At 72.9% G+C, this 25,641-nt stretch carries 19 protein-coding genes; 13 read left to right on the forward strand and 6 right to left on the reverse strand.

The window, feature by feature from the left end; genetic code table 11:
• Positions 1 to 267 precede the first annotated feature (267 nt).
• Positions 268 to 498 (reverse strand): hypothetical protein, encoded by a 231-nt coding sequence (locus ACIGG8_RS20850; protein ID WP_350523343.1) that lies wholly within the window; start codon positions 496 to 498, stop codon positions 268 to 270.
• A 539-nt stretch (positions 499 to 1,037) separates the two neighbouring features.
• Between ACIGG8_RS20850 and ACIGG8_RS20855 the strand changes: the two genes are divergently transcribed.
• The 6 genes from ACIGG8_RS20855 (at position 1,038) to ACIGG8_RS20880 (ending at position 8,308) form a co-directional block, all read left to right on the forward strand.
• Positions 1,038 to 3,149 carry a type IIA DNA topoisomerase subunit B gene (locus ACIGG8_RS20855; RefSeq protein WP_396549706.1) on the forward strand — a complete coding sequence of 704 codons (2,112 nt, stop codon included), beginning with the start codon at positions 1,038 to 1,040 and terminating at the stop codon, positions 3,147 to 3,149.
• Positions 3,150 to 3,304: 155 nt separating this feature from the next.
• On the forward strand, positions 3,305 to 3,790 hold the full coding sequence (locus ACIGG8_RS20860) for a DUF1453 domain-containing protein (protein ID WP_396549708.1): 486 nt from the start codon (positions 3,305 to 3,307) through the stop codon (positions 3,788 to 3,790).
• Between the two features lie 69 nt (positions 3,791 to 3,859).
• Positions 3,860 to 5,020 carry a sensor histidine kinase gene (locus tag ACIGG8_RS20865; protein WP_396549710.1) on the forward strand — a complete coding sequence of 387 codons (1,161 nt, stop codon included), beginning with the start codon at positions 3,860 to 3,862 and terminating at the stop codon, positions 5,018 to 5,020.
• Positions 5,017 to 5,709 (forward strand): response regulator, encoded by a 693-nt coding sequence (locus ACIGG8_RS20870; protein WP_396549712.1) that lies wholly within the window; start codon positions 5,017 to 5,019, stop codon positions 5,707 to 5,709. The genes ACIGG8_RS20865 and ACIGG8_RS20870 overlap by 4 nt, the downstream gene beginning before the upstream one ends.
• 125 nt (positions 5,710 to 5,834) lie before the next feature.
• Positions 5,835 to 6,512, forward strand: coding sequence for a DUF485 domain-containing protein (locus ACIGG8_RS20875; RefSeq protein ID WP_396549714.1), 678 nt, complete (start codon positions 5,835 to 5,837; stop codon positions 6,510 to 6,512).
• The gene (locus ACIGG8_RS20880) at positions 6,509 to 8,308 is read left to right on the forward strand and encodes a cation acetate symporter (RefSeq protein WP_396549716.1); all 1,800 of its coding nucleotides are present in this window, start codon (positions 6,509 to 6,511) and stop codon (positions 8,306 to 8,308) included. Before ACIGG8_RS20875 ends, ACIGG8_RS20880 begins: the two co-directional genes overlap by 4 nt.
• Before the next feature lie 127 nt (positions 8,309 to 8,435).
• On the opposite strand, the gene ACIGG8_RS20885 is transcribed toward ACIGG8_RS20880, so the two are convergent.
• A complete protein-coding gene (locus tag ACIGG8_RS20885; RefSeq protein ID WP_396549718.1) occupies positions 8,436 to 9,122 on the reverse strand; it encodes a response regulator in 687 nt (228 codons plus the stop codon).
• Entirely contained in the window at positions 9,122 to 10,738 is a 1,617-nt protein-coding gene (locus ACIGG8_RS20890) for an ATP-binding protein (protein ID WP_396549720.1), read from the reverse strand. The genes ACIGG8_RS20885 and ACIGG8_RS20890 overlap by 1 nt, the downstream gene beginning before the upstream one ends.
• Positions 10,739 to 11,070: 332 nt before the next feature.
• On the opposite strand from ACIGG8_RS20890, the gene ACIGG8_RS20895 reads away from it, so the two are divergent.
• Genes ACIGG8_RS20895 through ACIGG8_RS20905 form a run of 3 tightly spaced genes read left to right on the forward strand, consistent with a single transcriptional unit; the run spans position 11,071 to position 13,877 of the window.
• Positions 11,071 to 11,880, forward strand: coding sequence for an ABC transporter ATP-binding protein (locus ACIGG8_RS20895; RefSeq protein ID WP_350523335.1), 810 nt, complete (start codon positions 11,071 to 11,073; stop codon positions 11,878 to 11,880).
• Positions 11,870 to 12,763: an ABC transporter permease gene (locus ACIGG8_RS20900; RefSeq protein ID WP_396549722.1), complete on the forward strand. Its 894-nt coding sequence runs from the start codon at positions 11,870 to 11,872 to the stop codon at positions 12,761 to 12,763. The genes ACIGG8_RS20895 and ACIGG8_RS20900 overlap by 11 nt, the downstream gene beginning before the upstream one ends.
• A 37-nt stretch (positions 12,764 to 12,800) precedes the next feature.
• Positions 12,801 to 13,877: an ABC transporter substrate-binding protein gene (locus ACIGG8_RS20905; protein ID WP_396549724.1), complete on the forward strand. Its 1,077-nt coding sequence runs from the start codon at positions 12,801 to 12,803 to the stop codon at positions 13,875 to 13,877.
• A 141-nt stretch (positions 13,878 to 14,018) separates the two neighbouring features.
• Here the strand turns inward: ACIGG8_RS20905 and ACIGG8_RS20910 are convergent, their stop codons facing one another.
• Both ACIGG8_RS20910 and ACIGG8_RS20915 read right to left on the reverse strand, forming a co-directional pair.
• Positions 14,019 to 14,921, reverse strand: coding sequence for a sucrase ferredoxin (locus ACIGG8_RS20910; protein WP_396549725.1), 903 nt, complete (start codon positions 14,919 to 14,921; stop codon positions 14,019 to 14,021).
• Positions 14,922 to 15,196: 275 nt separating this feature from the next.
• On the reverse strand, positions 15,197 to 17,647 hold the full coding sequence (locus ACIGG8_RS20915; protein ID WP_350523331.1) for a DNA topoisomerase IV subunit A: 2,451 nt from the start codon (positions 17,645 to 17,647) through the stop codon (positions 15,197 to 15,199).
• Positions 17,648 to 17,923: 276 nt separating this feature from the next.
• On the opposite strand from ACIGG8_RS20915, the gene ACIGG8_RS20920 reads away from it, so the two are divergent.
• From ACIGG8_RS20920 to ACIGG8_RS20930, 3 genes are all read left to right on the forward strand, one after another.
• Positions 17,924 to 19,264 (forward strand): M16 family metallopeptidase, encoded by a 1,341-nt coding sequence (locus ACIGG8_RS20920; protein ID WP_396549727.1) that lies wholly within the window; start codon positions 17,924 to 17,926, stop codon positions 19,262 to 19,264.
• 20 nt (positions 19,265 to 19,284) lie between these two features.
• The gene (locus ACIGG8_RS20925; RefSeq protein WP_350523410.1) at positions 19,285 to 20,649 is read left to right on the forward strand and encodes a pitrilysin family protein; all 1,365 of its coding nucleotides are present in this window, start codon (positions 19,285 to 19,287) and stop codon (positions 20,647 to 20,649) included.
• Positions 20,650 to 20,980: 331 nt separating this feature from the next.
• The gene (locus ACIGG8_RS20930) at positions 20,981 to 22,174 is read left to right on the forward strand and encodes an RtcB family protein (RefSeq protein WP_396549729.1); all 1,194 of its coding nucleotides are present in this window, start codon (positions 20,981 to 20,983) and stop codon (positions 22,172 to 22,174) included.
• A gap of 72 nt (positions 22,175 to 22,246) precedes the next feature.
• Here ACIGG8_RS20930 and ACIGG8_RS20935 read toward each other — a convergent pair whose 3' ends face one another.
• Complete coding sequence (locus tag ACIGG8_RS20935) at positions 22,247 to 22,528, reverse strand: HPr family phosphocarrier protein (RefSeq protein ID WP_350523327.1); 282 nt, start codon at positions 22,526 to 22,528, stop codon at positions 22,247 to 22,249.
• A 227-nt stretch (positions 22,529 to 22,755) separates the two neighbouring features.
• On the opposite strand from ACIGG8_RS20935, the gene ACIGG8_RS20940 reads away from it, so the two are divergent.
• Positions 22,756 to 25,623, forward strand: coding sequence for a GNAT family N-acetyltransferase (locus ACIGG8_RS20940; protein ID WP_396549731.1), 2,868 nt, complete (start codon positions 22,756 to 22,758; stop codon positions 25,621 to 25,623).
• Positions 25,624 to 25,641: the final 18 nt, after the last annotated feature.

Consider the following 25,641-nt stretch of genomic DNA (forward strand, 5'->3'; position numbering starts at 1 on the left):
CCGCCGCTGACCTCGCGGTGGGTGATGGAGCGGTCACGTTCTGACGCCGCGTCGGAGAGCGCGGGTCGGGGCGGATGAACGCGGGAGAGCCGTCCGCGGAACAGGAGCCGTCCTCCGGGCGGGAGTCGTCCGCGGGGCCGGGACCGTCGGTGGAACAGCAGAGCCGGACGACCGGCCCCCGAGGGGGTCGGTCGCCCGGCTCACCGGTCGCGCGCGGTGCGCGACCGGACACAGCTCGACGTCGGCTGCCGGTGGTGGCGCCTGGGATCAGCGCTCGTCGTCGTCGGCCGTCGCGGTGGTGGTGCTGAGACGGCCGCTCTCGTCCTGTATCTCCACGGCGATCTTCTTGAGCTCGGGCTCGAACTTCCGGCCGTGGTGGGCGCAGAAGAGCAGCTCTCCGCCGCTGGCGAGCACGACGCGCAGGTAGGCCTGGGCGCCGCAGCGGTCGCAGCGGTCAGCCGCGGTGAGCGGGCTCGCAGGTGTCAGAACAGTAGTCACGTCGCCTCTTCTCTAGCTCGACGAGCTGTCGTACCAGGGTCAACATCCAACCAGGCCGAAAACGTTCCCGCTCGTGGCTTTTCTTCTCTGAGGATTCTGCTGTGTTGATGAGGACGTGCCCCGGGGGCCGGTGGTTCATGCGTGCCGGAAACCCGGGATCCGCCCGTCGCTCGAACGTCCGATCGGGATCGGGTTCGAGGTCCGCGTAGCATAATCCTCTGCCGGGTTGGAGCATAAGCCCCGTCCCGGGCCCCGGTAGCCTGCATAACGGCAGTTCCGGAGCCTGTGCCGGGCCCCACGATCCGCCAGGACCGGTGCTACCGGGAGGAGATGGCGCCCCGGGGCCCGTGCCCCGGCGCGGTCCTTGTTCGCGCAGCGCGTACAAGCTGCGCGGGGCCGGCCCGACGTGCTGTGCACCCGGCGGAGGGGTGCGGGCACGCAGAGCGACGGATGTCGGTGCGGTGTGCTGCACTGGCGTTTGGTCCGGATCCGTCCGGATGTGACCGATGAGACAGAACTTCACCGAGGAGAGTGCCGCCGTGAGTGCCGAAACGACCGTGCCGTCCGCGCTGCTGGCCGGCGACGACGGTTCCAACTACACCGCGCGGCACCTGCTCGTCCTGGAGGGGCTGGAGGCGGTCCGCAAGCGCCCCGGCATGTACATCGGCTCGACGGACAGCCGCGGCCTGATGCACTGCCTCTGGGAGATCATCGACAACTCCGTCGACGAGGCGCTCGGCGGCTACTGCGACCGCATCGACGTCGTGCTGCACCCCGACTCCTCGGTCGAGGTCCGCGACAACGGGCGCGGCATCCCGGTCGACGTCGAGCCCAAGACCGGGCTGTCCGGCGTCGAGGTCGTGATGACCAAGCTGCACGCCGGCGGCAAGTTCGGCGGCGGCTCCTACGCGGCCTCCGGCGGTCTGCACGGCGTCGGCGCCTCGGTGGTCAACGCCCTCTCCGCCCGGCTGGACGTCGAGGTCGACCGCAGCGGCCACACCCACGCGATCAGCTTCCGCCGCGGCACCCCCGGCATCTTCACCGAGACCAGCCCGGACGCGCCCTTCGAGCCCGCCAACGGCCTGACCAAGGCCCGCAAGGTGCCGAAGACCCGCACCGGCACCCGGATCCGCTACTGGGCCGACCGGCAGATCTTCCTCAAGGACGCCAAGCTCTCCCTGGAGACGCTGCACAGCCGCGCCCGGCAGACCGCCTTCCTCGTCCCCGGCCTGACCATCGTCGTGCGTGACGAACGGCTCACCGAGAGCGAGCAGATCGAGGAGTCGGTCTTCCGCTACGACGGCGGCATCGCCGAGTTCTGCGAGTTCCTGGCCCCCGACAAGCCGGTCTGCGACGTGCTGCGGCTGCGCGGCGAGGGCACCTTCAAGGAGACCGTGCCCGTCCTGGACGAGCTCGGCCACATGACCCCCACCGAGGTCACCCGGCACCTCGGCGTGGACATCGCGCTGCGCTGGGGCACCGGCTACGACACCACCCTGCGCTCCTTCGTCAACATCATCGCCACCCCCAAGGGCGGCACCCACGTCACCGGCTTCGAGCGCTCGCTGGCCAAGACCGTCAACGAGGCGCTGCGGGCGGGCAAGCTGCTGCGCGTCGCCGAGGACGACATCACCAAGGACGACGCCACCGAGGGCCTCACCGCGGTCGTCACCGTCCGGCTCGCCGAGCCGCAGTTCGAGGGCCAGACCAAGGAGGTGCTCGGCACCTCGGCGGCCAACCGGATCGTCGCCGCCGTCGTCGCCAAGGAGCTCAAGGCCTTCCTCACCTCGGCCAAGAAGGACGAGAAGCTCCAGGCACGTGCCGTCCTGGAGAAGGTCGTCGCCGCCGCCCGCACCCGGGTCGCCGCCCGCCAGCACAAGGAGGCCCAGCGCCGCAAGACCGCGCTGGAGACCAGCTCGCTGCCCGCGAAGCTGGCCGACTGCCGCAGCGACGACGTCGACCGCAGCGAACTGTTCATCGTCGAGGGGGACTCCGCGCTCGGCACCGCCAAGCTCGCCCGCAACTCCGAGTTCCAGGCGCTGCTGCCGATCCGCGGCAAGATCCTCAACGTGCAGAAGGCGTCGGTGAGCGACATGCTCAAGAACGCCGAGTGCGCCGCGATCATCCAGGTGATAGGGGCCGGTTCGGGCCGCACCTTCGACATCGACCAGGCCCGCTACGGCCGCGTCATCTTCATGGCCGACGCCGACGTCGACGGCTCGCACATCCGCACCCTGCTGCTCACCCTCTTCCACCGCTACATGCGGCCGATGGTCGAGCAGGGCCGGGTCTTCGCCGCGGTGCCGCCGCTGCACAGGATCGAGCTCACCAGCCCCAAGCGCGGCCAGGAGAAGTACCACTACACCTACTCCGACGCCGAACTGCGCTCCACCCTGCTGGAGTTCCAGCGCAAGAACATGCGCTGGAAGGAGCCGGTGCAGCGATACAAGGGCCTCGGCGAGATGGACGCCGACCAGCTGGCCGAGACCACCATGGACCCGCGCCACCGCACCCTGCGCCGGATCAACCTGGGCGACCTGGAGCAGGCCGAGAGGATCTTCGACCTGCTGATGGGCAACGACGTCGCCCCGCGCAAGGAGTTCATCGTGGACTCCGCGGCCACCCTGGACCGCTCGCGCATCGACGCCTGACGCGTTCCGCCGCGCGGGCCCTCCACCCACGGGTGGAGGGCCCGCGCGTTTGCGTTCCACCCGAGGTCCACCCCGGCTCCGATCAGCGGGAAGGCGCCGGTCCGTAGCGTCGGAGAGGTCAGCAGAAGCCCTTCCGTCGGGACGGAGAACCTCCCATGAACGCCCTTGCCAACCTCCTCGTGATCGCGGTGGTGGTGGTCCTGGTGGTCCAGCGGCAGATGCGCGTCCAGCGCCTGGACACCGAGCGGCGGTTCTGGCTGCTGCCACTGGTCCTGGGCGTCCTCGCCCTGCGCGACCCGCAGATCATCGACCACGGGCACACCGGACTCTCGGTGGCCCTGCTGGCCGCAGGACTGGTCACGGTGCTCGCGATGGGCTCGGTCTGGGGCTGGACCGTCCGGCTCTGGCGGGATGCCGACGGCGCCGTGCTGGCCAAGGGCACCAAGGCCACGCTGGCCGCCTGGGGTGGGATGATCGCGATCCGGATCGGCCTCTACGGGATCGGCTCGGCGCTGCACGTCCACCAGTCGGGCAGCTCGCTGATGCTGGGCATGGCGGTCATGCTGATGGTCCGCTCGCTCGTGGTGAACTGGCGGGCCCGGATGCTGGAGCCCGCCGAGCGGACCGCCGCAACGCGGTGACCCCTGCGACGGACGCAGTGATCCACCGTCGGCGAGCCCCGGGCCGCCGTGAGCACAGAGGAGGCACCCGTGGCCGGGTGGCACTGGACCGGCTGGCCGTCCCGCGAGGGGCTGGAGCGCGAGGCCGAGAGCCGGCCGCGAAGGGTCCTCACCGCGTTCGGCCGGATCGTCCTGCTGGTCGTCGTCGGCTGGGGGACCTTCTCCGACGGCAAGTACGCCGGCTGGGCGGCGGCGGCCGCGGCGGCGGGGCTGGTCGCGGCCGCCGCGCTCTGCGCGCTGTTCCTGCGCGTCACCCGCGAGCAGCGCCCGGCGGCCTCGTACCTGGCGTCCGCCGCCCTGGTCGGCGGCGCCTGGCTCGCCAACTGGGGGCTGGCCTACACGCTGGCCGACTTCCTCTGGATCGGGCTGGCCGTCACGGCGCTGATCCGGCTGCCGCCCGCTCCCGCGCTGCTCGTCGCCGCGGCCGCGCTGGGCTCCTACACGGCGGCGTCCCCGGCGAGCTGGCTCAGCGTCTCCGCCACCGTCGGCGGGTCCGTGCTGGTCGGCTTCCTGCTGCGGCTGGACATCGAGGCGCGCGGCACCGCCCGCCGGCTGCTGTTCCAGGAGCGCGCCGCCCGGGCGGCCGAGGCGGAGAGCGCGGCGCTCGCCGAACGGGCCAGGATCGCCAGGGAGATCCACGACGTGCTCGCGCACAGCCTCTCCGCGCAGCTCGTCCACCTGGAGGCGGCCCGGCTGATGCTGGAGCGGGACACCGACCGCGAGCAGATCCGCGAACGGGTCGTCGCCGCCCGGCGGATGGCGCAGGACGGCCTGGCCGAGACCCGGCAGGCGCTGTCCGCGCTGCGCGGCGAGCTCACCCCGGTCGGGGAGTTCCTGGTCGAACTGGCCGATCGGGAGCGCGCCCCGCTCACCGTGACCGGAACCCCCCGACCGCTGGCCGCCGAGGCCGCGCTGGCGGTGCGGCGCACGGCGCAGGAGGCGGTGACCAACGTCCGCAAGCACGCGCCGGGCGCCCGCTGCTCGGTCGAACTGCGCTACCTGGACGACCTGGTGGAGCTGGAGGTGCGCAACACCCGGCCGCCGCGCGGTGAGTCCTCCGGGGAGCTGGCCGCCAGCGGCGGCGGGTACGGTCTGCTGGGAATGCGCGAACGCGCGGAACTGCTGGACGGCACGCTGCTGGCGGGCCCGGAGGACGGAGGGTGGCGCGTGCTGCTGCGGGTGCCGGCATGACGGAGGCGGTCACCAGGGTGCTGGTGGCGGACGACCAGACGGTGGTGCGCGAGGGCATCGTGATGCTGCTGGGGCTGCTGCCCGGCATCGAGGTGGTCGGCGCGGCGGGGGACGGCGAGGAGGCCGTCGCCCTGGTGGAGCGGCATCACCCGGACGTGGTGCTGATGGACCTCCGGATGCCGCGCTGCGACGGCGTCGAGGCGACCCGGCGGATCCGGGCGGCGCACCCGGAGACCGAGGTGGTGGTCCTCACCACCTACGCCGACGACGACTCCCTGTTCCCGGCCCTGCAGGCCGGCGCGCGCGGCTACCTCACCAAGGACGCCGGAGCCGAACAGATCGCCCGGGCCATCGCGGACGTCCGGGCGGGCACGGCCGGGCTCTCCCCGCAGGTCCAACTCCGGCTGCTGGAAAGGTTGTCGGAGCAGCAGGGCCGGTCCGCGCCGACGGCCGAACGGACCGCCGCCCGGCCGGGGGAGCTGCCCGACGGGCTGACCGCCCGGGAGGCCGAGGTGCTGGCGCTGATCGCGGAGGGGCTCTCCAACGCCGAGATCGCCCAGCGGCTGTTCGTCAGCCAGGCCACGGTGAAGACCCACATCAACAACCTGTTCGCCAAGACCGCCGTCCGGGACCGGGCGCAGGCGGTCGCATACGCGTTCCGACACGGAATCACCGGTACGCAGCAGTAGTCGGATGAGTGTCTGTCGGATGATCGATCACCTCATCGAGTGAACGTATCTGCGATGGTCGGAGGGGCTGTCCGGGGGCCACCATCATGGTTCGGGTCAGAACGTCCGGCCGTCCAGGAGCAGTAGTGCCACAGCAACAGGCGAGCAGTCCCGGCCAGGGGCAGCGATTCGACTGGTGGGCCGCTCCGGCCGCCGGCATCCCGTCCGACACCCCGTCCGGTGACCCGGCCGACGCCCTGTCCGGCGTCGCGCCGGGGGCTCCGTCCGGCATCCCGTCGGGCATCCCGCCCGAGCAGTCGGCGGCGCACCGCCGAACGGCCGTACCGGCGCAACCGGTGCCCGTCCGGACGGCCCCAACCCAAGCGGCCCCGGCTCACGCGGCCCCCGCCCGTGCGGAGCAACGGGTCGGAGCCGGGCCCGAACCGGGGACCGCCGTCCCGCCGGTCCACCGGGACAGGCCGCCCGCCGCGGCCGCTCCGGAGGCCGTCGACCGCACCGAGGTCTACCGGGCCGTCCAGGCCAGCGCGGCCTTCCAGGCCATCCGCCACAGCTACCGCTCGTTCGTCTTCCCGGTCGCCGGGGCCTTCCTCGGCTGGTACCTGCTGTACGTCGCCGCCCAGGCGGCCGCCCCCGGCCTGATGCGCACCCCGGTGGCCGGGCCGTTCAACGTGGCCTGGCTGCTCGGCCTGCTGCAGTTCGCCTCCACCTTCCTGCTCACCTGGCTCTACGCCCGCAACGCCCGGACCAAGCGCGACCGCGCCGCCCTGGGCCTGCGCTGGGACACCCAGGACCAACTGCGATGACGAGCGTGATGACGACCCTGATGACCGGTGCGGTGAGGAACACGGTGACGACCGTGCTGACGACCGCCACCCCGCCCCCCGTCGCCCCCACCGGCGACCACCACTCGCTCGCGATCGTGCTGTTCGCCGTCGTCGTCCTGGTCACCCTCGGCATCACCCTCTGGGTCGGCCGCCAGGGCAACGCCGCCGAGGACTTCTACGCCGGCGGCCGCGACTTCACCCCGCTGCAGAACGGCTTCGCGCTCTCCGGCGACTACCTCTCCGCCGCGTCCTTCCTGGGTGTCGCCGGGCTGATCGCCCTGTACGGCTACGACGGCGTGCTCTACAGCATCGGCTTCCTGGTCGCCTGGCTGGTGGTGCTGATGCTGGTCGCCGAACTCGTCCGCAACGCCGGCCGGTACACCCTGGCCGACGTGCTCGCACTGCGGCTGCGCCGCCGCAAGGTGCGCGCCGCGGCCGGCGGCGCCAGCGTCGTCGTCACCCTGCTCTACCTGGTCGCCCAGATGGTCGGCGCCGGTTCGCTGGTCGCCCTGCTGCTCGGCACCGACAGCCCGCACGCCCGGACCTGGACGATCATCGCGGTCGGCGCCCTGATGATCGTCTACGTCACGATCGGCGGGATGCGGGCCACCACCTGGATCCAGATCATCAAGGCCTGCCTGCTCACCGCCGGTTCGGTGCTGCTCACCGTGCTGCTGGTGGTCCGCTTCCACGGCGACCTCGGCGAGCTGATGCGCCAGGCCGCGCAGCACAGCGGCGCCGGGCACCGCTACCTGGAACCCGGGCTCAAGTACGGGCACAGCTTCACCAGCCGGCTGGACTTCTTCAGCCTCGGCCTCGCCCTGGTGCTCGGTACGGCCGGCCTGCCGCACATCCTGTCCCGCTTCTACACCGTGCCCACCGCGCGCGCCGCGCGCCGCTCCACGATGTGGGCGATCGGCCTGGTCGGCGGCTTCTACCTGATGGCCATCGCACTGGGCCTCGGTGCCACCGCGCTGGTCGGCTCGGCCGAGGTGCGGCACGCCAACTCGGCCGGCAACACCGCTGTACCGCTGCTCGCCCTGGTGCTCGGCGGCGGCAACGGCAGCACCGGCGGGGTGGTGCTGTTCGCGCTGATCTCGGCGATCGCCTTCGCCACCATCCTCGCCGTGGTCGCCGGGCTGACCCTGGCGTCCTCGGCGGCCTTCGCCCACGACATCTGGGCCGGGGCCTGGCGCACCCGGCCGCGCCGGGCCCGGGCAGCGCGCGCCCGGGGGCGCCGGCGGCGGGGCGAAGCCGTCCCGGCGACCCGGTCGGCCGAGGGCGTCGCGACGTCCCGGTCCGCGGGGGAGCCGGGGCCCGGGGCCGGAGACCAGCAGGAGGTCGTCGTCGCCCGCTTCGCGGCCGGCGGGATCGGCGCGGCGGCGATCGTGATCAGCCTCTACGCCCAGCAGCTGAACGTCGCCTTCCTGGTCGGCCTGGCCTTCGCCGTCGCCGCCTCCGCCAACCTGCCCGTCCTGCTGTACAGCCTGTTCTGGTCGCGGTTCACCGCCCGCGGCGCGGTCTGGTCGGTGTACGGCGGGCTGGTTCCGGCGATCGTGCTGGTGTTCTTCTCGCCGGTGGTCTCCGGCACCAAGGTGGCGCTGTTCCCCGGCGTCGACTTCCACTGGTTCCCGCTGGAGAACCCCGGCATCGTCTCCATCCCGCTCGGCTTCCTGGCGGGCTGGATCGGGACGATCACCTCGCCCGAGCCCGCCGACGCGGACCGGTTCGCCGAGCTGGAGGTGCGAGCCCTCACCGGTGCGGGCGCGGCCTGAGCCGTCGCGCCAGGGGAACCCCGGCGGGCCTGGGGCCGCCGGGGTTCCCCCATGTCCGGGGCCATGCCCGGGGCCGGGACCAGGGTGAGGGCCAGGTCACGATCGGGCAGGGCGCCGCGGGCCGGGGCTACGCGCGGGCCGCCAGCCCGTAGCGGTGCTCCGGGCGGCCGGTGTCGCCGTACCGCAGGGTCAGCCGCAGCCGGCTGTCCCGTTCCAGCTGCTTGAGGTAGCGCTGCGCCGTGGAGCGGCTCAGCCCGGTGGCGTCGGCGACCTCCTGAGCGGACAGCGGCCGACCCGCCCCGCGCAGCACGCCCAGCACCAGGTCGGTGGTCGGCGCCGAGTGCCCCTTGGGCAGCGTCCCCGCCGGGGCGGCGGCGCTGCGCAGGGTCGCGAACAGCCGGTCCACCTCGTCCTGGCCGGCCTCCCGGGCCGGTGCGGCGAGCGCGTGCCGCAGCTGCGCGTACGCCGCCAGCTTGTCCCGCAGACCGGCGAAGGTGAACGGCTTGACCAGGTACTGCAGCGCACCGTGCTGCATCGCGGCGTGCACCGTCGACACGTCGCGGGCGGCGGTCACCATCATCACGTCGCAGGTCACCTGGCGTTCCCGCAGCCGACGGACCAGGGCCAGGCCGGTCTCGTCGGGCAGGTGGTGGTCGAGCAGCAGCAGGTCCACCGGCCGGCGCTCCAGCGAGGCCAGTGCCTCCCCCGCCGAGTGCGCGGTGCCGACGACCCGGAAGCCCGGCACCTTGGCCACGTACGCGGCGTGCACGTCGGCGACCCGGAAGTCGTCGTCCACCACGAGTACGTCGATCATCACGCCTCCACGAGCCGATCGGTGAGCAGGGCCTCGGGCAGCTCGACGGTGAACCGGGCGCCGCCCATCGGCCCTGCGTCGAGGACGATCCGGCCGCCGGTCCGCTCGACCAGCCGCCGAACCATCGCCAGTCCCAGCCCGCGTGGACGGTGCGCGGGTGCGTCCTTGCTGGTCCACCCCTCCTCGAAGACCTGCTCGCGCAGCTCCTCCGGCACGCCCGGGCCGCTGTCCGCGACCTGCAGCAGCAGGGTGGAGCCGGATGCCGCGAGGCTCACCTCCACCCGGCCGCCCCCGCTGGGCGTCAACGCGTCCACCGCGTTGTCGACCAGGTTGCCGAGCACCGTCACCAGCGCCCGCGCGTCCACCACCGCGTCCGGCAGGTGCGCGGCCGGGGCCAGCGCCAGGCGGACCCCGCGCTCGCCCGCCACCGCCGTCTTGCCCGCCAGCAGCGCCGCGACGTGCGGGTCCTGCACCTGCTCGGCGATCCGCGCGGCGACCACGGCGTGCGAGCCGGACTGCTCCGAGATGAACGCCACCGCCTGCTCGTGGCGGCCCAGTTCCAGCAGGCCCAGCAGGGTGTGCATCCGGTTGGCGTGCTCGTGGTCCTGGGCGCGCAGCGCCTCGGTGAGGCTGCGGGTGGTGTCCAGCTCGCGGACCAGCGACTCCAGCTCGGTGCGGTCGCGCAGCGTGACCACCGCGCCGCCCACGGGCCGGCCGCCGAGCTCCGCGGCGGTCGCCATCCGGTTCACCACGAGCACGCGGTCGTCCCGGACGGCCGGCAGGTCGGCGCCGGTGATCCGCCCGGTCAGCACGTCGGTCAGCCGGCCCGGTGGCAGCACCTCGGCGATCGGGCGGCCGGTGCAGTCCCCGGGCAGACCGAGCAGCCGGACCGCCTCGTCGTTGGCCAGCCGGATCCGGCCGCGGTCGTCCAGCGCGAGCATGCCCTCGCGGATGCCGTGCAGCATCGCCTCCCGCTCCACGAGGAGGGCGGAGATGTCGGCCAGCGCGATGTTGTGGGTGCGGCGCTTGAGCCGTCGGGCCAGGGCGAGCGTGGCGACCGTACCGGCGGCCAGGCCGGCGCCCGCGCACAGCAGGATCCCGGTGAGCATCTTCAGCAGCCGGCGGCGGATCGAGTCGTCGCTGATGCCCACCGACACCTCGCCGACGATCCGGCCGTCCGACATCCGCAGCGGCACCTTGCCGCGCGCGGTGCGGCCCAGGGTGCCCTCCTGGATCGCGGTGACGCTGCGGCCGGCCAGCGCGGGCTCCGGGTCGGTGCTGACCCGGTGGCCGATCCGGCCCGGGTCGGTGTGCGAGAGCCGGATCCCGTCCAGGTCGGTGACCACCACGAAGCTGGCGCCGGTGGCCAGGCGGATCTGCTCGGCGTTGCGCTGCGCGGTGACCACGTCGCGGGCGTCGGCGGCCCGCGCGATCGTCTCGTCGGTCGCGGTGGCCTGGGCGATCGACAGCGCCCGCTGCATCGCGTCGTGGTCCAGCTCGCTGCTGACCGGGGCCAGGAACAGCCCTGCGGTCACGGCGGTGACACCGACGGTGACGACGGTCTGGCTCAGCAGCAGCTGCGCGAAGACCCGGCGGGGCCAGTGGGGGAGCTTCATCCGGGCCTCCTCTCGGCGGCTTCGGGCGGTTCCGCGGGGGTGCGGGTGGTTCCGGGGGCGGGTGGTGCGGGGGCGTTCGGTCCCGTGGGGGAGCGGGACGGTTCTCGGGCGGGGCCGTGAGCTCGGGAGGAGCCGGGGGCGTCCGCGGGTGGGGGTCGGGACACCCTACGTTTCGGGCGGGTTTCTGTCAGCCGCGTCCCCGCAGTTGTAGCGGAAGCAAAACGAGCAGAACACCCCTCAATGCGGAGAAGTCGCACTACGCGAAGAAGGCTCCCGCCGGGGCCGGGGCCGCTCCTACCTTTCCGGGGCAAGCACTGACCCGGGAGGAACGAATGAGCACAACCCCGGCGATCGAGCTGACCGGCGCGACCAAACGGTTCCGCACCCCGTCCGGGGCCCTGCACACCGCCGTCCGCGATCTCGATCTGACCGTCGCCCAGGGCGAGTTCGTCGCCGTCGTGGGCCCCACCGGCTGCGGCAAGTCGACCACGCTGACCCTGGTCAGCGGTCTGGAGGAGCCCACCGAGGGCGAGGTCCGGGTGTACGGCGAGCCCGTCGGCGGGATCGACCCGAAGGTCGGGTTCGTCTTCCAACAGGACGCCGTCTTCCCCTGGCGCACCGTCCTGTCCAACGTCATGGCCGGTCCGCGCTTCCGCGGCGTGCCGGCCGCCGAGGCCAGGGAACGGGCCCGGGACTGGCTCGGCCGGGTCGGCCTGGCCGCCTTCGAGGACCGCTACCCGCACCAGCTGTCCGGCGGCATGCGCAAGCGCGTCGCGCTCGCCCAGACCTTCGTCAACGACCCGGCGATCCTGCTGATGGACGAGCCGTTCTCGGCGCTGGACGTGCAGACCCGCGCCCTCATGTCGGACCAGCTGTTGGAGCTGTGGGCCGGCACGGGCTCGTCGGTCGTCTTCGTCACCCACGACCTGGACGAGGCCATCGCGCTCGCCGACCGGGTCGTCGTCATGACCGCGGGACCGGCCACCGTCAAGGAGGTCTTCACCGTCGACCTGCCGCGCCCGCGCACCGTGGAGGCCGTCCGGCTGGAACCGAGGTTCGTCGAGCTGTACCGCGAGATCTGGGCCTCGCTCGGCGAAGAGGTGCGCATCACCCGGGAGAGAGGAGCGGGTCGTGCCGCTTGATACCGCGCCCGAGAGCGCGTCCGAGACCGCGTCGTCCGCCGCCGGAAAGCCCCCGGCCGTCACGACGAGAACCGAGGCCCGCGAACGGGCCGCCCGCAACCGGAAGTTGGGAGTGCACGCCGCCAGGGGTGCGGTCCTCGCCGCCTTCCTCGGCCTCTGGGAGGTCTGCGCCCGGACGGGCGTCATCGACCCGTTCAACTTCTCGCAGCCGTCGAGGATCTGGGACCAGATCTGGCAGTGGATCACCCACGGCACCGCGCAGGGCTCGCTCGGCGAGCAGATCGGCTACACCCTCTACGAGGCCCTCACCGGCTGGGTGATCGGCGTCGTCGGCGGGGTGCTGCTGGGCATCGCACTCGGCCGGATCCGCTTCCTGGCCGACGTGTTCGGGCCGTACGTCAAGGTGCTCAACGCGATCCCGCGGATCGTGCTCGCGCCGATCTTCCTGATCTGGTTCGGCCTCGGCCCGGCCTCCAAGGTCGCCTCCGCCGTGGTGCTGGTGTTCTTCCCGGTGTTCTTCAACGCCTTCCAGGGCGCCCGCGAGGTGGACCGCAACCTCGTCGCCAACGCCCGCATCCTGGGCGCCGACAACCGCAGGGTCACCCTCCAGGTGGTCATCCCCGCCGCCACCACCTGGATCTTCACCAGCCTGCACGTCAGCTTCGGCTTCGCGCTGATCGGTGCCATCGTCGGCGAGTACATCGGTGCGACCAAGGGGCTCGGCCTGCTCGTCGCGGCCGCCCAGGGCACGTTCAACGCGGCCGGCGTGTACGCCGCCATGACCATCCTCGCCGTCGTCGCGCTGCTCACCGAGGGGCTGCTGACCTTCGCGGAGAAGAAGCTGTTCCGCTGGAAGCCCGCCGACGCGGGCGACGGCCGCTGACCCCCCTGCCGGCAAGAAGAGAGAGGCACCCCCACCCATGCGCCCGAACTCCACCGGCAGAGCCGCTGCCGCCGTCCTCGCCACCGTCCTGCTCCTCCCGCTCTCCGCCTGCGCCAACGACGCCGCCACCGCCGGGCACGGGGCGGTCGCCGCCCCGGCCGGGCAGCAGGTCGACGGGCCCAAGGTCAAGATCATGGTCGGCGGCCTGGACAAGGTCATCTACCTGCCCGCGATGCTCACCCAGCGGCTCGGCTTCTTCGCCGAGGCCGGCGTCAACGTCGAGCTGATGACCGAGCCCGCCGGCGTCAACGCCACCACCGCCCTGCTCGCCGGGGACGTCCAGGGCGCCGTCGGCTTCTACGACCACACCATCGACCTGCAGGCCAAGGGCAAGAACGTCGAGTCCGTCGTGCAGTTCGCCCAGGCGCCCGGCGAGGTCGAGGTGGTCTCCGCCAAGCAGGCCGACGCCGTCAGGTCCGGCGCCGACTTCAAGGGCAAGAAGCTCGGCGTCACCAGCATCGGCTCCTCGACCGACTTCCTCACCAAGTACCTCGCGGTCAAGAACGGCACCGCCGTCAGCGAGTTCAGTCCGATCGCGGTCGGCGCCGGCCAGACCTTCATCGCCGCCCTCCAACAGGGCAGCGTCGACGCCGGGATGACCACGGACCCGACCGTCACCAACATCCTCGACAAGGGCCTCGGCAAGGTCCTCTACGACATGCGCACCCCCGAGGGCTCGCGCCAGGCGCTCGGCGGGCTGTACCCGTCGTCCTCGCTGTACATGAACATCGACTGGGTGGAGAAGAACAAGGACACCACCCAGAAGCTCGCCAACGCCTTCGTGAAGACCCTCAAGTGGATGTCCACCCACACCCCCGAGGACATCGCCGCGAAGATGCCCGCCGACTACGCGCAGGGCGGCGCCGAGCAGTACGCGGCGGCGATCAAGGCGACGCTGCCGATGTTCACCACGGACGGCGTGATGCCGGCCGACGGCCCGAAGACCGTGCTCTCGGTGCTCGCGGCGTTCCACCCGGACGTCAAGGGCAAGGAGGGGTCGATCGACCTGTCCAGGACGTACACCACGGAGTTCGTCGGCAAGGCCGCCGGCTGACCACATGCCGCCGCGGTCCCGCGCTCACCCCCACGGGCGCGGGGCCGCAGCCGGTTCCGTCGGCGCCCTCCGGAGCGCTCGGCGGGCTCGGCGGGCTCGGCGTGGCGGGAGCCCCCGACGGGCGCGGCGCCCTCGGCGTCCTCAGAGTCCTCGGACGCTGAGGACGTCCATCCGCGACGGTGTCCCCGCCGCCTTGCCACAGCTCTCCGGACGCGGCGGCTCGCTCGCCGACTCGATCACGTCCACCTCCCAGGCCCGACCGTCCCGGTGCAGCACCGTCACCAGCCAGCGGCCCGCGCCGTCCGGCCGCTGGGTGAGCGTCAGCGCGTCCACCCCGGTCTCACCGGTCGTCAGCCGCACCGCGTGCTCGGCGGCCTGACCCGGACGCTCCCAGCCCGAGCAGCCCCGCGACCACTCCGGCACCATGTGCCCGGACGCCGTCGCCGCCAGCACCTCCTTGGCGCTCTCCGCCGTCAGCCGCCCGTACGCGTAGCCGTACGGCAGCACCAGCATCGTCGGGGAGAAGCGGTGCCCGCCCAGGTGCGTCACCTCCCACACCTCGCTGTGCCCGGCCGCCGCCAGTTCCGCCGCGAGCGGACGGCCCAGCAGCGCGCAGCAGCGGTCCCGCCGCCCGTTGGTGCACACCAGCGCCACCGGGCCGCCGACGTGCTCCGCCCCGAAGCCGGTGTGGTCGCCCGCGCCGAGCACCGAGAAGTCCAGGCCCAGCAGCTCCGCCGGGTCCGCCACCTGCGCCCGGCGCACCCAGCCGCGGCCGGGCACCGTGTGCGCCACGATCACCTCGTGCCGCGCCGTGGGCAGGCAGTCCGCGTGCCGCCCCGGCCGCCGGACCAGCGCCACCCGTACGCCCGTCCCCGCCGCGGCCTCCTCCAGCGCCCGCCCGACCGCCGCGTCCAGATGGCTCTCGCGCAGCGCCTTCGCACCCCACGGCCCGTTCTGCTCCAGCAGCAGCCAGGTGCTCGCCACCGCCGCCGTCGCGGCCAGCGGCTCCGAAAGTTCACGCGACAACGTCGCACAGGTGCTCACCCGGGCAAGGCTACCCTCAGCCGATCACCCGGTCCCGATCACCCGGAGACGGCCACCACCCGCTGCGGCACCCGCTGCGCCACCTGCTCGTCCACCCCGTCGTGCGTCGGCGCGGAGACGGCCGGGAGGCGGCGGACTCCGGGTGGACGCCGCGGACGACGCCGGCGAACGGCCCGGCCGACGCTACCGCCCCGTCCCGGATCCCCGGTCGGGCGGCCACGAAAGCGCGGAGGGGCACCGGAAGCATCCGGTACCCCTCCACCAGGCGCGGGACGTCACGCCGGGCCGGCGACCACCGCGATCGGGGTGGTGACCGGGGTGCCGGAGCCGTCGCGGCGCGGGTCGCGCTCCGGGAGGTCGACCGGCGCGCCCTTGACCGAGGCCGCGCGGGCCGGGGCGGCACCGACCCAGGCGAACGCCAGGGCGTCCTCGCCGCGCAGGAAGCGCTGGCAGCGGACACCGCCGGTGGCACGACCCTTGCGCGGGTACTGCTCGAACGGGGTGACCTTCCAGGTCGTCTGCTCGCCGTCCGCGAGCGTGCCGGAGGCGGTGGCGACCGACACCACCACGGCGTCCGCGGCCGGATCCACCGCGGTGAACGACAGCACCCGGGCGCCGTCGGAGAGCTTGATGCCCGCCATGCCGCCGGCCGGGCGGCCCTGCGGACGGACCTGGCCCGCCGGGTAGCGCAGCAGCTGCGCGTCCGAGCTGACGAAGACCAGGTCCTCCTCGCCGGTGCGCAGTTCGACCGCGCCGACCAGCACGTCACCGTCCTTGAGGGCGATCACCTCGAACTCGTCCTTGTTCGCCGGCCACTCGGGCACCACCCGCTTCACCACGCCCTGCAGGGTGCCCAGCGCCAGCCCCGGCGAGGACTCGTCCAAGGTGGTCAGCGCCAGCACCCGCTCCCCGGCCTCCAGCCGCAGGAACTCGCCCACCGCGGCCCCGCCCGCCAGGTTCGGCGACGGGGTCGGCGGCAGCGCGGGCAGGTCGATCACCGGCAGCCGCAGCACCCGGCCCGCGGACGTCACCACGCCCACGTCGGCACGGGCCGTCGCGTGCACCGCCGACACGATCACGTCGTGCTTCGAACGCTTCTCCGACAGCTCGAACGGCTCCCCGTCCGCCGTCCGCGCCAGCAGGCCGGTCGACGACAGCAGCACCCGGCACGGGTCGTCCGCGACCTCCAGCGGCACCGCCAGCGCCGCCGACGGAGCCGCCCCCGCCTCCAGCAGGACCGTCCGCCGCTCCGTGCCGAACTGCTTCGACACCGCGCCCAGTTCGGACGACACCACGCTGCGCAGCCTGGTGTCCGACTCCAGGATCTCGGTCAGCTCCGCGATCTCCGACGTCAGCTTCGCCTTCTCCTGCTCCAGCTCCACCCGGTCGAAGCGGGTGAGCCGGCGCAGCGGGGTGTCCAGGATGTACGCGGTCTGCGTCTCCGACAGCGAGAAGCGCTCCATCAGGCGCTCCTTCGCCTGCTGCGCGTTGTCACTCGACCGGATGATCGCGATGACCTCGTCGATGTCGAGCAGCGCCACCAGCAGGCCCTCGACCAGGTGCAGCCGCTCCTCGCGCTTGCGGCGGCGGAAGTCGCTGCGCCGGCGCACCACGGTGAAGCGGTGGTCGACGTAGACCTCCAGCAGTTCCTTCAGACCCAGCGTCAGCGGCTGCCCGTCCACCAGCGCCACGTTGTTGATGCCGAAGGTCTCCTCCATCGGCGTCAGCTTGTAGAGCTGTTCGAGCAGTGCCTCCGGCACGAAGCCGTTCTTGACCTCGATCACCAGCCGCAGCCCGTGCTCGCGGTCGGTCAGGTCCTTGACGTCCGCGATGCCCTGCAGCTTCTTCGCGTTGACCAGGTCCTTGATCTTCGAGATGACCTTCTCCGGGCCGACGTTGTACGGCAGCTCGGTGACCACGATGCCCTTGCGGCGGGCCGTCACCGCCTCCACCGTCGTCGTCGCCCGGATCTTGAACGTGCCGCGGCCGGACTCGTAGGCGTCCCGGATCCCCGACAGGCCCACGATCCGCCCGCCGGTCGGCAGGTCAGGACCGGGGACGAAACGCATCAGCGTTTCCAGGTCCGCGTTCGGGTGCTTGATCAGGTGCCGGGCGGCCGCCACCACCTCGGACAGGTTGTGCGGCGGCATGTTCGTCGCCATGCCGACCGCGATGCCCGTCGCGCCGTTCACCAGCAGGTTCGGGAACGCGGCCGGCAGCGCCAGCGGCTCCTGCTCGCTGCCGTCGTAGTTCGGACCGAAGTCGACGGTGTCCTCGTGGATCGACTCCACCATCGCCATCGACGCCGCGGTGAGCCGCGACTCGGTGTAGCGCATCGCGGCCGGCGGGTCGTCGTTGCCCAGCGAACCGAAGTTGCCGTGCCCGTCGATCAGCGGCAGCCGCATCGAGAACGGCTGGGCCATGCGCACCACGGAGTCGTAGATCGACGCGTCACCGTGCGGGTGCAGCCGGCCCATCACCTCGCCCACCACGCGGGCGCACTTCACGTGCGCGCGGTCCGGACGCAGGCCCATCTCGTTGGCCTGGTAGAGGATCCGGCGGTGCACCGGCTTCAGACCGTCCCGCGCGTCGGGCAGCGCCCGCGAGTAGATCACCGAGTAGGCGTACTCCAGGAAGGAGCCCTGCATCTCGTCCACGACGTCGACATCGAGGATCCGCTCCTCGAAGTCTCCGGGCGGCGGGGTCTGCGAACTGCGGCGGGCCATCGCGGCGGGGCTCCCTTACGTGTCGCTGGCAGTGTGTCGGTCGGTCGGCTGCCGATCGGTGCCGTCCCGTCGCCTGACCCCGTCAACCGGGCGTGGTCGACAGGGCGCGGCGCCCCCATTGTGGACCCTCCCGCCGACACTCCCGGTCAGCGGCCCTCTTCCGCCCCTGGCGAACGACCCGGTCCGCGCGGACACGAACGCGGCTCCCGAACGTTGCACCACAATGGGGGACGCCACACGAACCCCCGACATCGACGACGGGAAGGACCCGAGCGCATGGCCAACCCGGCCCCCGCCTCCAGCCGAGGCATCGCCATCACCGAGCACCGCCTGGCCAACGGCCTGCGCGTCGTCCTCTCCGAGGACCACCTCACCCCGGTCGCCGCCGTCTGCCTCTGGTACGACGTGGGCTCCCGCCACGAGGTCAAGGGCCGCACCGGCCTCGCCCACCTCTTCGAGCACCTGATGTTCCAGGGCTCCGCCAACGTCTCCAACAACGGCCACTTCGAACTGGTCCAGGGCGCCGGCGGCTCGCTCAACGGCACCACCAGCTTCGAGCGCACCAACTACTTCGAGACCATGCCCACCCACCAGCTGGAGCTCGCCCTCTGGCTGGAGGCCGACCGCATGGGCTCGCTGCTCGCCGCACTCGACGACACGTCCATGGAGAACCAGCGCGACGTCGTCAAGAACGAGCGCCGCCAGCGCTACGACAACGTCCCGTACGGCACCGCCTTCGAGAAGCTCACCGCGCTCTCCTTCCCCGACGGCCACCCGTACCACCACACGCCCATCGGCTCCATGGCGGACCTCGACGCGGCCACGCTGGAGGACGCCCGGACGTTCTTCCGCACCTACTACGCGCCGAACAACGCCGTCCTGTCCGTCGTCGGCGACATCGACCCCGAGCAGACCATCGCCTGGGTCGAGAAGTACTTCGGCTCCATCCCCGCCCACGACGGCAAGCAGCCCCCGCGCTCCGGCGAACTCCCCGACACCATCGGCCGCGAGCTCCGCGAGGAGATCCACGAGGACGTCCCCTCCCGCGCGCTGATGGCCGCCTACCGCCTCCCGCACGACGGCACCCGCGAGGCCGACGCCGCCGACCTCGCCCTCACCATCCTCGGCAGCGGCGAGTCCAGCCGCCTCTACAACCGGCTCGTCCGCCGCGACCGCACCGCCGTCGCCGCCGGCTTCGGCCTGCTGCGCCTGGCCGGCGCCCCCAGCCTCGGCTGGCTCGACGTGAAGACCTCCGGCGACGCCACCATCGCGCAGATCGACGCCGCCGTCGACGAGGAGCTCGCCCGCTTCGCCGCCGAGGGCCCCACGCCCGAGGAACTGGAGCGCGCCCAGGCCCAGATCGAGCGCGAGTGGCTGGACCGGCTGACCACCGTCGCCGGCCGCGCCGACGAACTCTGCCGCTACGCCGTCCTGTTCGGCGACCCCAAGCTGCTCAACGACGCCCTCCCCAAGGTCCTCGACGTCACCGCCGAGGAGGTCCAGGCCGTCGCCAAGGCCCGGATCCACCCCGACAATCGGGCCGTCCTCGTCTACGAGCCGACCGCCGACACCGACACCGACTCCGACGCTTCCGAAGAGGAGGGTGCCGCCGTATGAGCACCGACTACGTCCCCGCCATGACCTTCCACCCCCAGCCGCAGCCCGGCACCCCCAGCCCGTGGGCCTTCCCCGCCCCCGAGCGGGCTGCCCTCGGCAACGGGATCACCGTCCTGCACTGCCACCGGCCCGGCCAGCAGCTGGTCGCCGTCGAGGTCCTCGTCGACGCCCCGCTCGCCGCCGAGCCCGAGGGCCTCGACGGCATCGCCGCGATCCTCGCCCGCGCCCTCAACGAGGGCACCGACACCCTCAGCGCCGAGGAGTTCGCCGGCGAGCTCGAACGGGCCGGCGCCACCCTGGACGCACACGCCGACCACCCGTGCATCCGGGTCTCCCTGGAGGTGCCGGCCTCCCGGCTCCAGCGCGGCCTCTCCCTGCTCGCCGACGCCCTGCGCGCCCCCGCACTGCCCGAGGCCGAGATCGAGCGCCTGGTCGCCAACCGCCTCGACGAGATCGTCCACGAGCAGGCCAACCCCGCCCGGCGCGCCGCCAAGGCCCTCTACGCCGAGCTCTTCGACGCCGCCGACCGGCTCTCCCGGCCCCGCGCCGGCACCGCCGACACCGTCAAGTCGATCGACCGCGCCGCCGTCAAGGCCTTCTACGACGCCCACGTGCGCCCCGCGACCAGCACCGTCGTCGTGGTCGGCGACCTCACCGGCGTCGACCTGCCCGCCCTCCTGGAGAGCACCCTCGGCACCTGGACCGGCTCGGCCGCCGAGGCCTCCGTGCACGCCCCGGTCACCGGCGACGACCACGGCCGCGTCGTCATCGTGGACCGCCCCGGCTCCGTCCAGACCCAGCTGCTCGTCGGCCGGATCGGGCCCGACCGCCACGACCCGGTCTGGGCGGCCCAGACCCTCGGCACCTACTGCCTGGGCGGCACCCTCACCTCCCGCCTCGACCGCGTCCTGCGCGAGGAGAAGGGCTACACCTACGGCGTCCGCTCCTTCGCCCAGCCGCTGCGCTCCTCCGCCGACGGCAGCGGGCGCTCGCTCCTCGCGATCAGCGGCTCGGTGGACACCGCCTCCACCGCCCCGGCGCTCGCCGACACCTGGACCATCCTGCGCACCCTCGCCGCCGAGGGCCTCACCGACGCCGAGCGCGACGAGGCCGTGCAGTTCCTGGTCGGGGTGGCCCCGCTGAAGTACGAGACCGCGGGCTCGGTCGCCGGCACCCTGGCCGACCAGGTCGAGCAGTACCTGGCGGACGACTACCAGGCCGAGGTCTACCGGAAGCTCGCCGAACTGCCCACCGCCGCCGCCACCGAGGCGGTCGTCGCGGCCTTCCCGCCGGACCGCCTGGTCACCGTGCTGGTCGGCGACGCGGCCGCGATCGCCGACGACGTGCGGGCGCTCGGCATCGGCGAGGTCACGGTCGTCAGCTGACCGGTCGATCGCATCGTCGGACCGGCCCGGTGGAGCACCCGCTCCGCCGGGCCGGACGCGTTTTTAAATGCCTTGCGGGCCCCGTCGGTTCCGTGGATAGATGTTCCCCGACGCACAGCACGTGCGAACGCGGATCGGGACGAACGAAGGGAGGCGGTCACCATGCGGGTCGAGCGAACCATACGACGACGCTCCCCAAGGCCGTACTCCCCCCGTCCCGCCGCCCTGGGCGTCTGAGCCCAGCCCCTGAACTTCCCCGAGCCACGCCGGGACCCCTTCGCGCGGCACCCCCTTTCCCGTGAACCACCCGACCCATGGAGGTCGTTCGACCATGACGTACACCGAGGTACCCGGCGTCCGGGTCCCCATCCGGATGTGGACCGACCCGGCGACGGTCGAGGGCCAGGCCCTGCAGCAGCTGCGCAACATCAGCTCCCTGCCCTGGCTGCACGGCCTCGCCGTGATGCCCGACGTCCACCTGGGCAAGGGCGCGACGGTCGGCTCCGTCATCGCCATGAAGGACGCGGTCTGCCCGGCGGCGGTCGGCGTCGACATCGGCTGCGGAATGAGCGCGGTGAAGACCTCGCTCACCGCCGACGACCTCCCGGACGACCTGTCGGGCCTGCGCAACAAGATCGAGCAGACCATCCCGGTCGGCCGCGGCCTGCACACCGACCCGGTCGACCCGGCGAAGCTCCAGGGCTTCCGGGCCGGCGGTTGGGACGACTTCTGGCAGCGCTTCGACGGCATCGCGGAGGACGTCAAGTGGCGCCGCGAGCGGGCGATGCAGCAGATGGCGACGCTCGGCGGAGGTAATCACTTCATCGAATTGTGCGTCGATACGACTGGTGCGGTCTGGCTGATGCTGCACTCCGGCTCCCGGAACATCGGCAAGGAGCTGGCGGAGCACCACATGGGCGTCGCCCGCTCGCTGCCGCACAACCAGGGCCTGATCGACCAGGACCTCGCGGTCTTCCTCGCGAAGACCCCGGAGATGGGTGCCTACCGGCAGGACCTGTTCTGGGCGCAGGAGTACGCGAAGCACAACCGCGCGGTCATGATGGCGCTCTTCCAGGACGTCGTCCGGCGGGAGTTCGCCAAGGCCGAGGTCACCTTCGACGAGGTGATCAGCTGCCACCACAACTACGTGGCGGAGGAGCGGTACGACGGCGTCGACCTGCTGGTGACCCGCAAGGGCGCGATCCGGGCGGGCTCCGGCGACCTCGGGATCATCCCGGGGTCGATGGGGACGGGCTCCTACATCGTGCGCGGCCTGGGCAACGAGGCGGCGTTCAACTCGGCCTCGCACGGCGCCGGCCGCAAGATGAGCCGCAACGCGGCGAAGAAGCGGTTCACCACGCGTGACCTGGCCGAGCAGACGGCGGGCGTCGAGTGCCGCAAGGACAGCGGCGTGGTGGACGAGATCCCGGGCGCCTACAAGAACATCGAGAAGGTCATCGAGCAGCAGAAGGACCTCGTCGAGGTGGTCGCGCACCTCAAGCAGGTCGTCTGCGTCAAGGGCTGACCAGGGCCGACACAGCAGATCGGGGTGCCGCCGGATTCCCGGCGGCACCCCGATCGGGCGTTCCGTGGGGCCTCAGGCCGCGGCGGGGAGCTCGTCGAGGCCTTCCTGGACGAGCTTGGCGAGGCGGTCGAGCGCGTCGTCGGCGTTCGCGGCGTCGGAGGCCAGGACGACCTCGTCGCCGCCCTGGGCGCCCAGGGCGAGGAGGCCGAGCATGGAGGCGGCGTTGACCGGGTTGCCGCCGGGCTTGGCGATGGTGATCGGCACGCCGGTGGCCGTGACGGCCCGGACGAAGACGGAGGCGGGACGGGCGTGCAGGCCCTCGGCCCAACCGATGGTGACGCGGCGCTCAGCCATGAGACGTGCCTTTCCGGTGAAGCTGGTCACGGCCGTGCTCGGGGGAGCGGGGGAAGCGGCCATGTTGTCTAGACCAGTGTTGCACGCAGACGGCCCGGCGAGCCGCGGCGTTCAGGAGTTGTGATTGTTTCTTTTCGGGGCATAAACCCCGGGCCATTGGTCCCGTCCACCCTGCCGGGGGCACGCATCCGGCGCCATCCGGCCCGGTGCCGGATAACCTGACGAATGTGGACGACCCCGCGGCAGTGAACCCCGAGCAGCAACCGGACTATCCGCAGCACTGGGAGGCCGACGTCCTGCTGCGCGACGGTGGTACCGCCCGGATCCGGCCGATCACGCCCGCCGACGCCGGGCGCCTCGTGGAGTTCTACGAGCAGGTCTCGGAACAGTCCAAGTACTTCCGTTTCTTCGCCCCTTATCCCCGGCTCTCGGACAAGGACGTCCGCCGCTTCACCCACCACGACTTCGTGAACCGGGTCGGCCTCGCGGTGGTCGTCCGGGACCACTTCATCGCCACCGTCCGCTACGACCGGATCGACGCCGAGGGCCGTCCCTCCGCCACCGGCACCGACGCCGAGGTGGCCTTCCTGGTGCAGGACGCCCACCAGGGCCGAGGGGTGGCCTCGGCCCTGCTGGAGCACATCGCGGCCGTCGCGCAGGAGCGCGGCATCCGCCGTTTCCAGGCCGAGGTGCTGCCGGAGAACCGGAAGATGGTGAAGGTCTTCACCGACGCCGGCTACACCCAGCGCCGCAGCTTCGCCGACGGCGTGGTGCACCTGGAGTTCGACCTCGAACAGACCGACCGCTCGCTCGCCGTGATGCGCGCCCGCGAGCACCGCGCCGAGGCGCGTTCGGTGCAGCGGCTGCTCACCCCGCGCTCGGTCGCGGTGATCGGGGTCTCCCGCACCCCGCAGACGGTCGGCCGGGCGATCCTGCGCGACCTGCTGGGCAGCGCCCCGGCCGAGTGCCCGGTCCACGCGGTGAACCGCAACGCCCCGCCCGGCACGGAACTGGACGGCGTCCCGGTGCACCGCTCGATCCTGGAGATCCCCGGACCGGTGGACCTCGCGGTGATCACCGTCCCCGAGGGTGCCGTCCCGGCCGCCGTCGCCGAGTGCGGCGCCCACGGCGTGCAGGGCCTGGTGGTGGTCACCGCCGGCTACGCGGAGACCGGCCCGGAGGGCCGGGACCGGCAGCGCGCGCTGGTCCGCCAGGCCCGCGCGGCGGGGATGCGGGTGATCGGCCCGAACGCCTTCGGCCTGATCAACACCGACCCGGCGAACCCGCTGAACGCCTCGCTCGCACCGCGCCTGCCCGGCCGCGGCGGCTTCGGGATCTTCTGCCAGTCCGGCGCGATCGGCGTGGCCCTGCTGGAGGCCGCCCACAAGCGCGGCCTCGGGGTGTCCTCCTTCGCCTCGGTGGGCAACCGCGCCGACGTCTCCGGCAACGACCTCCTGCAGTACTGGGCCGAGGACGAGGCCACCCAGGTCGTCCTGCTGTACCTGGAGTCCTTCGGCAACCCGCGCAAGTTCACCCGGATCGCCCGCCGGCTGGCCGCCGTCAAGCCGGTCGTGGTGGTCAAGGGCGCCCGGCACACCGGGAGCCTGCCGCCCGGCCACGCCGTCCCGGCCACCGCCACCGGCCTGCGCGACGAGACCGTCGACGCGCTGTTCGAACAGGCGGGCGTCATCAGGGTCGGGACGATCACCGAGCTGTACGACACCGGCGAGCTGCTGGCGCAGCAGCCGCTGCCGCGGGGCGACCGGGTCGCGGTGGTCGGCAACTCGGACTCCCTGGGCCTGCTCACCTACGACGCCCTGCTGAGCGCCGGCCTGCGCCCGCGCACCCCCGTCGACCTGACCACGGCCGCGACCGGCGAGAACTTCCGGATCGCGCTGGACGTCGCGCTCGCCGACCCCGCCGTGGACGCGGTGATCGCCGTCGCCATCCCCCCGATCGGCACCTCCGCGCACGCCTTCATGGGCGGCCGGCTGACCGGCGAGGACGACCCCGAGATGGGCTCCGACGACCCGGAGATCGCCGCCGCCCTGCTCGAAGCCGGACAGCGCGCCAAGGAGCTGGGCAAACCGCTGCTGCTCGCCCACCTGGCGCTCACCGACCTGCCGGTCCGGCTGCGTCCCGGCGGCATCCCCGCGTACGCGGCGCCCGAGCGGGCCGTGCACGCGCTCGCCCACGCCGTCCACTACGCGCAGTGGCGCAGCCGGACGGCCGAGGCGGAGGAGACCGCGCGCGTCCCCGAGCTGGACCGGATCGACGAGCCCGGCGCCCGCACCCTGGTGGAGGCGGTGCTGCGCGCCCGGGCCGGGTCCCGCCCGTCGCCCACCACCACCCTCGATCGGGGCGCTCTGCGCCGCTCCCTCTCGACGCGCACCCAGCCCGGTGGCGCCCGGATCACCCTGCCGGACGCCGCGGCCCGCGAGCTGCTGGCCTGCTACGGCATCGACGTCTCGCCGACGCTGCCCGCACCGGACGAGGAGGCGGCCGTCGCGGCGGCGGCCTCGCTCGGCTACCCGGTGGCCCTGAAGGCGACCGCCCCGCACCTGCGCCACCGTCCCGACCTGGGCAGTGTCCGGCTGGACCTGACCGGCGAGCCGGGCCTGCGCCGCGCCCACCGCGAGCTGGACGCGCTGCTCGGCGGCGCCGCGCAGGCCGAGCTGGTGGTGCAGCGGCTGGCGCCGCGCGGGGTGGACACCGTGATCGGCGCCATGGTGGACCCAGCGGTCGGCGCGATCCTCTCCTTCGGTCTGGCGGGCGCGCCGGCCGAACTGTTGGGCGACACGGCGCACCGATTGGTTCCGGCCACCGACCAGGACGTCGCCGGGTTGATCCGGGAGGTGCGGGCCGCGCCGCTGCTGTTCGGCTGGCGCGGTGCCGAGGCGGTGGACACCGGCGCGCTGGAGGAACTGCTGCTCAGGGTGTCGCAGCTGGTGGACGACGTTCCGGAGATCGCCTCGGTGGATCTCGAACCCGTGGTCGTGGCCCCGCATGGGCTGGCGATCCTGGGGGCGCGGGTACGGGTCGCGCCCCTGCCGGTCCGCAGCGATCTGGGCCCGCGCGCGATGAGCACGCTGTAACCTTCCTTGGTTGCGCCC

It is taken from the genome of Kitasatospora sp. NPDC085464 (assembly GCF_044541955.1).
In the GTDB taxonomy this organism is placed as follows: Bacteria; Actinomycetota; Actinomycetes; order Streptomycetales; family Streptomycetaceae; genus Kitasatospora.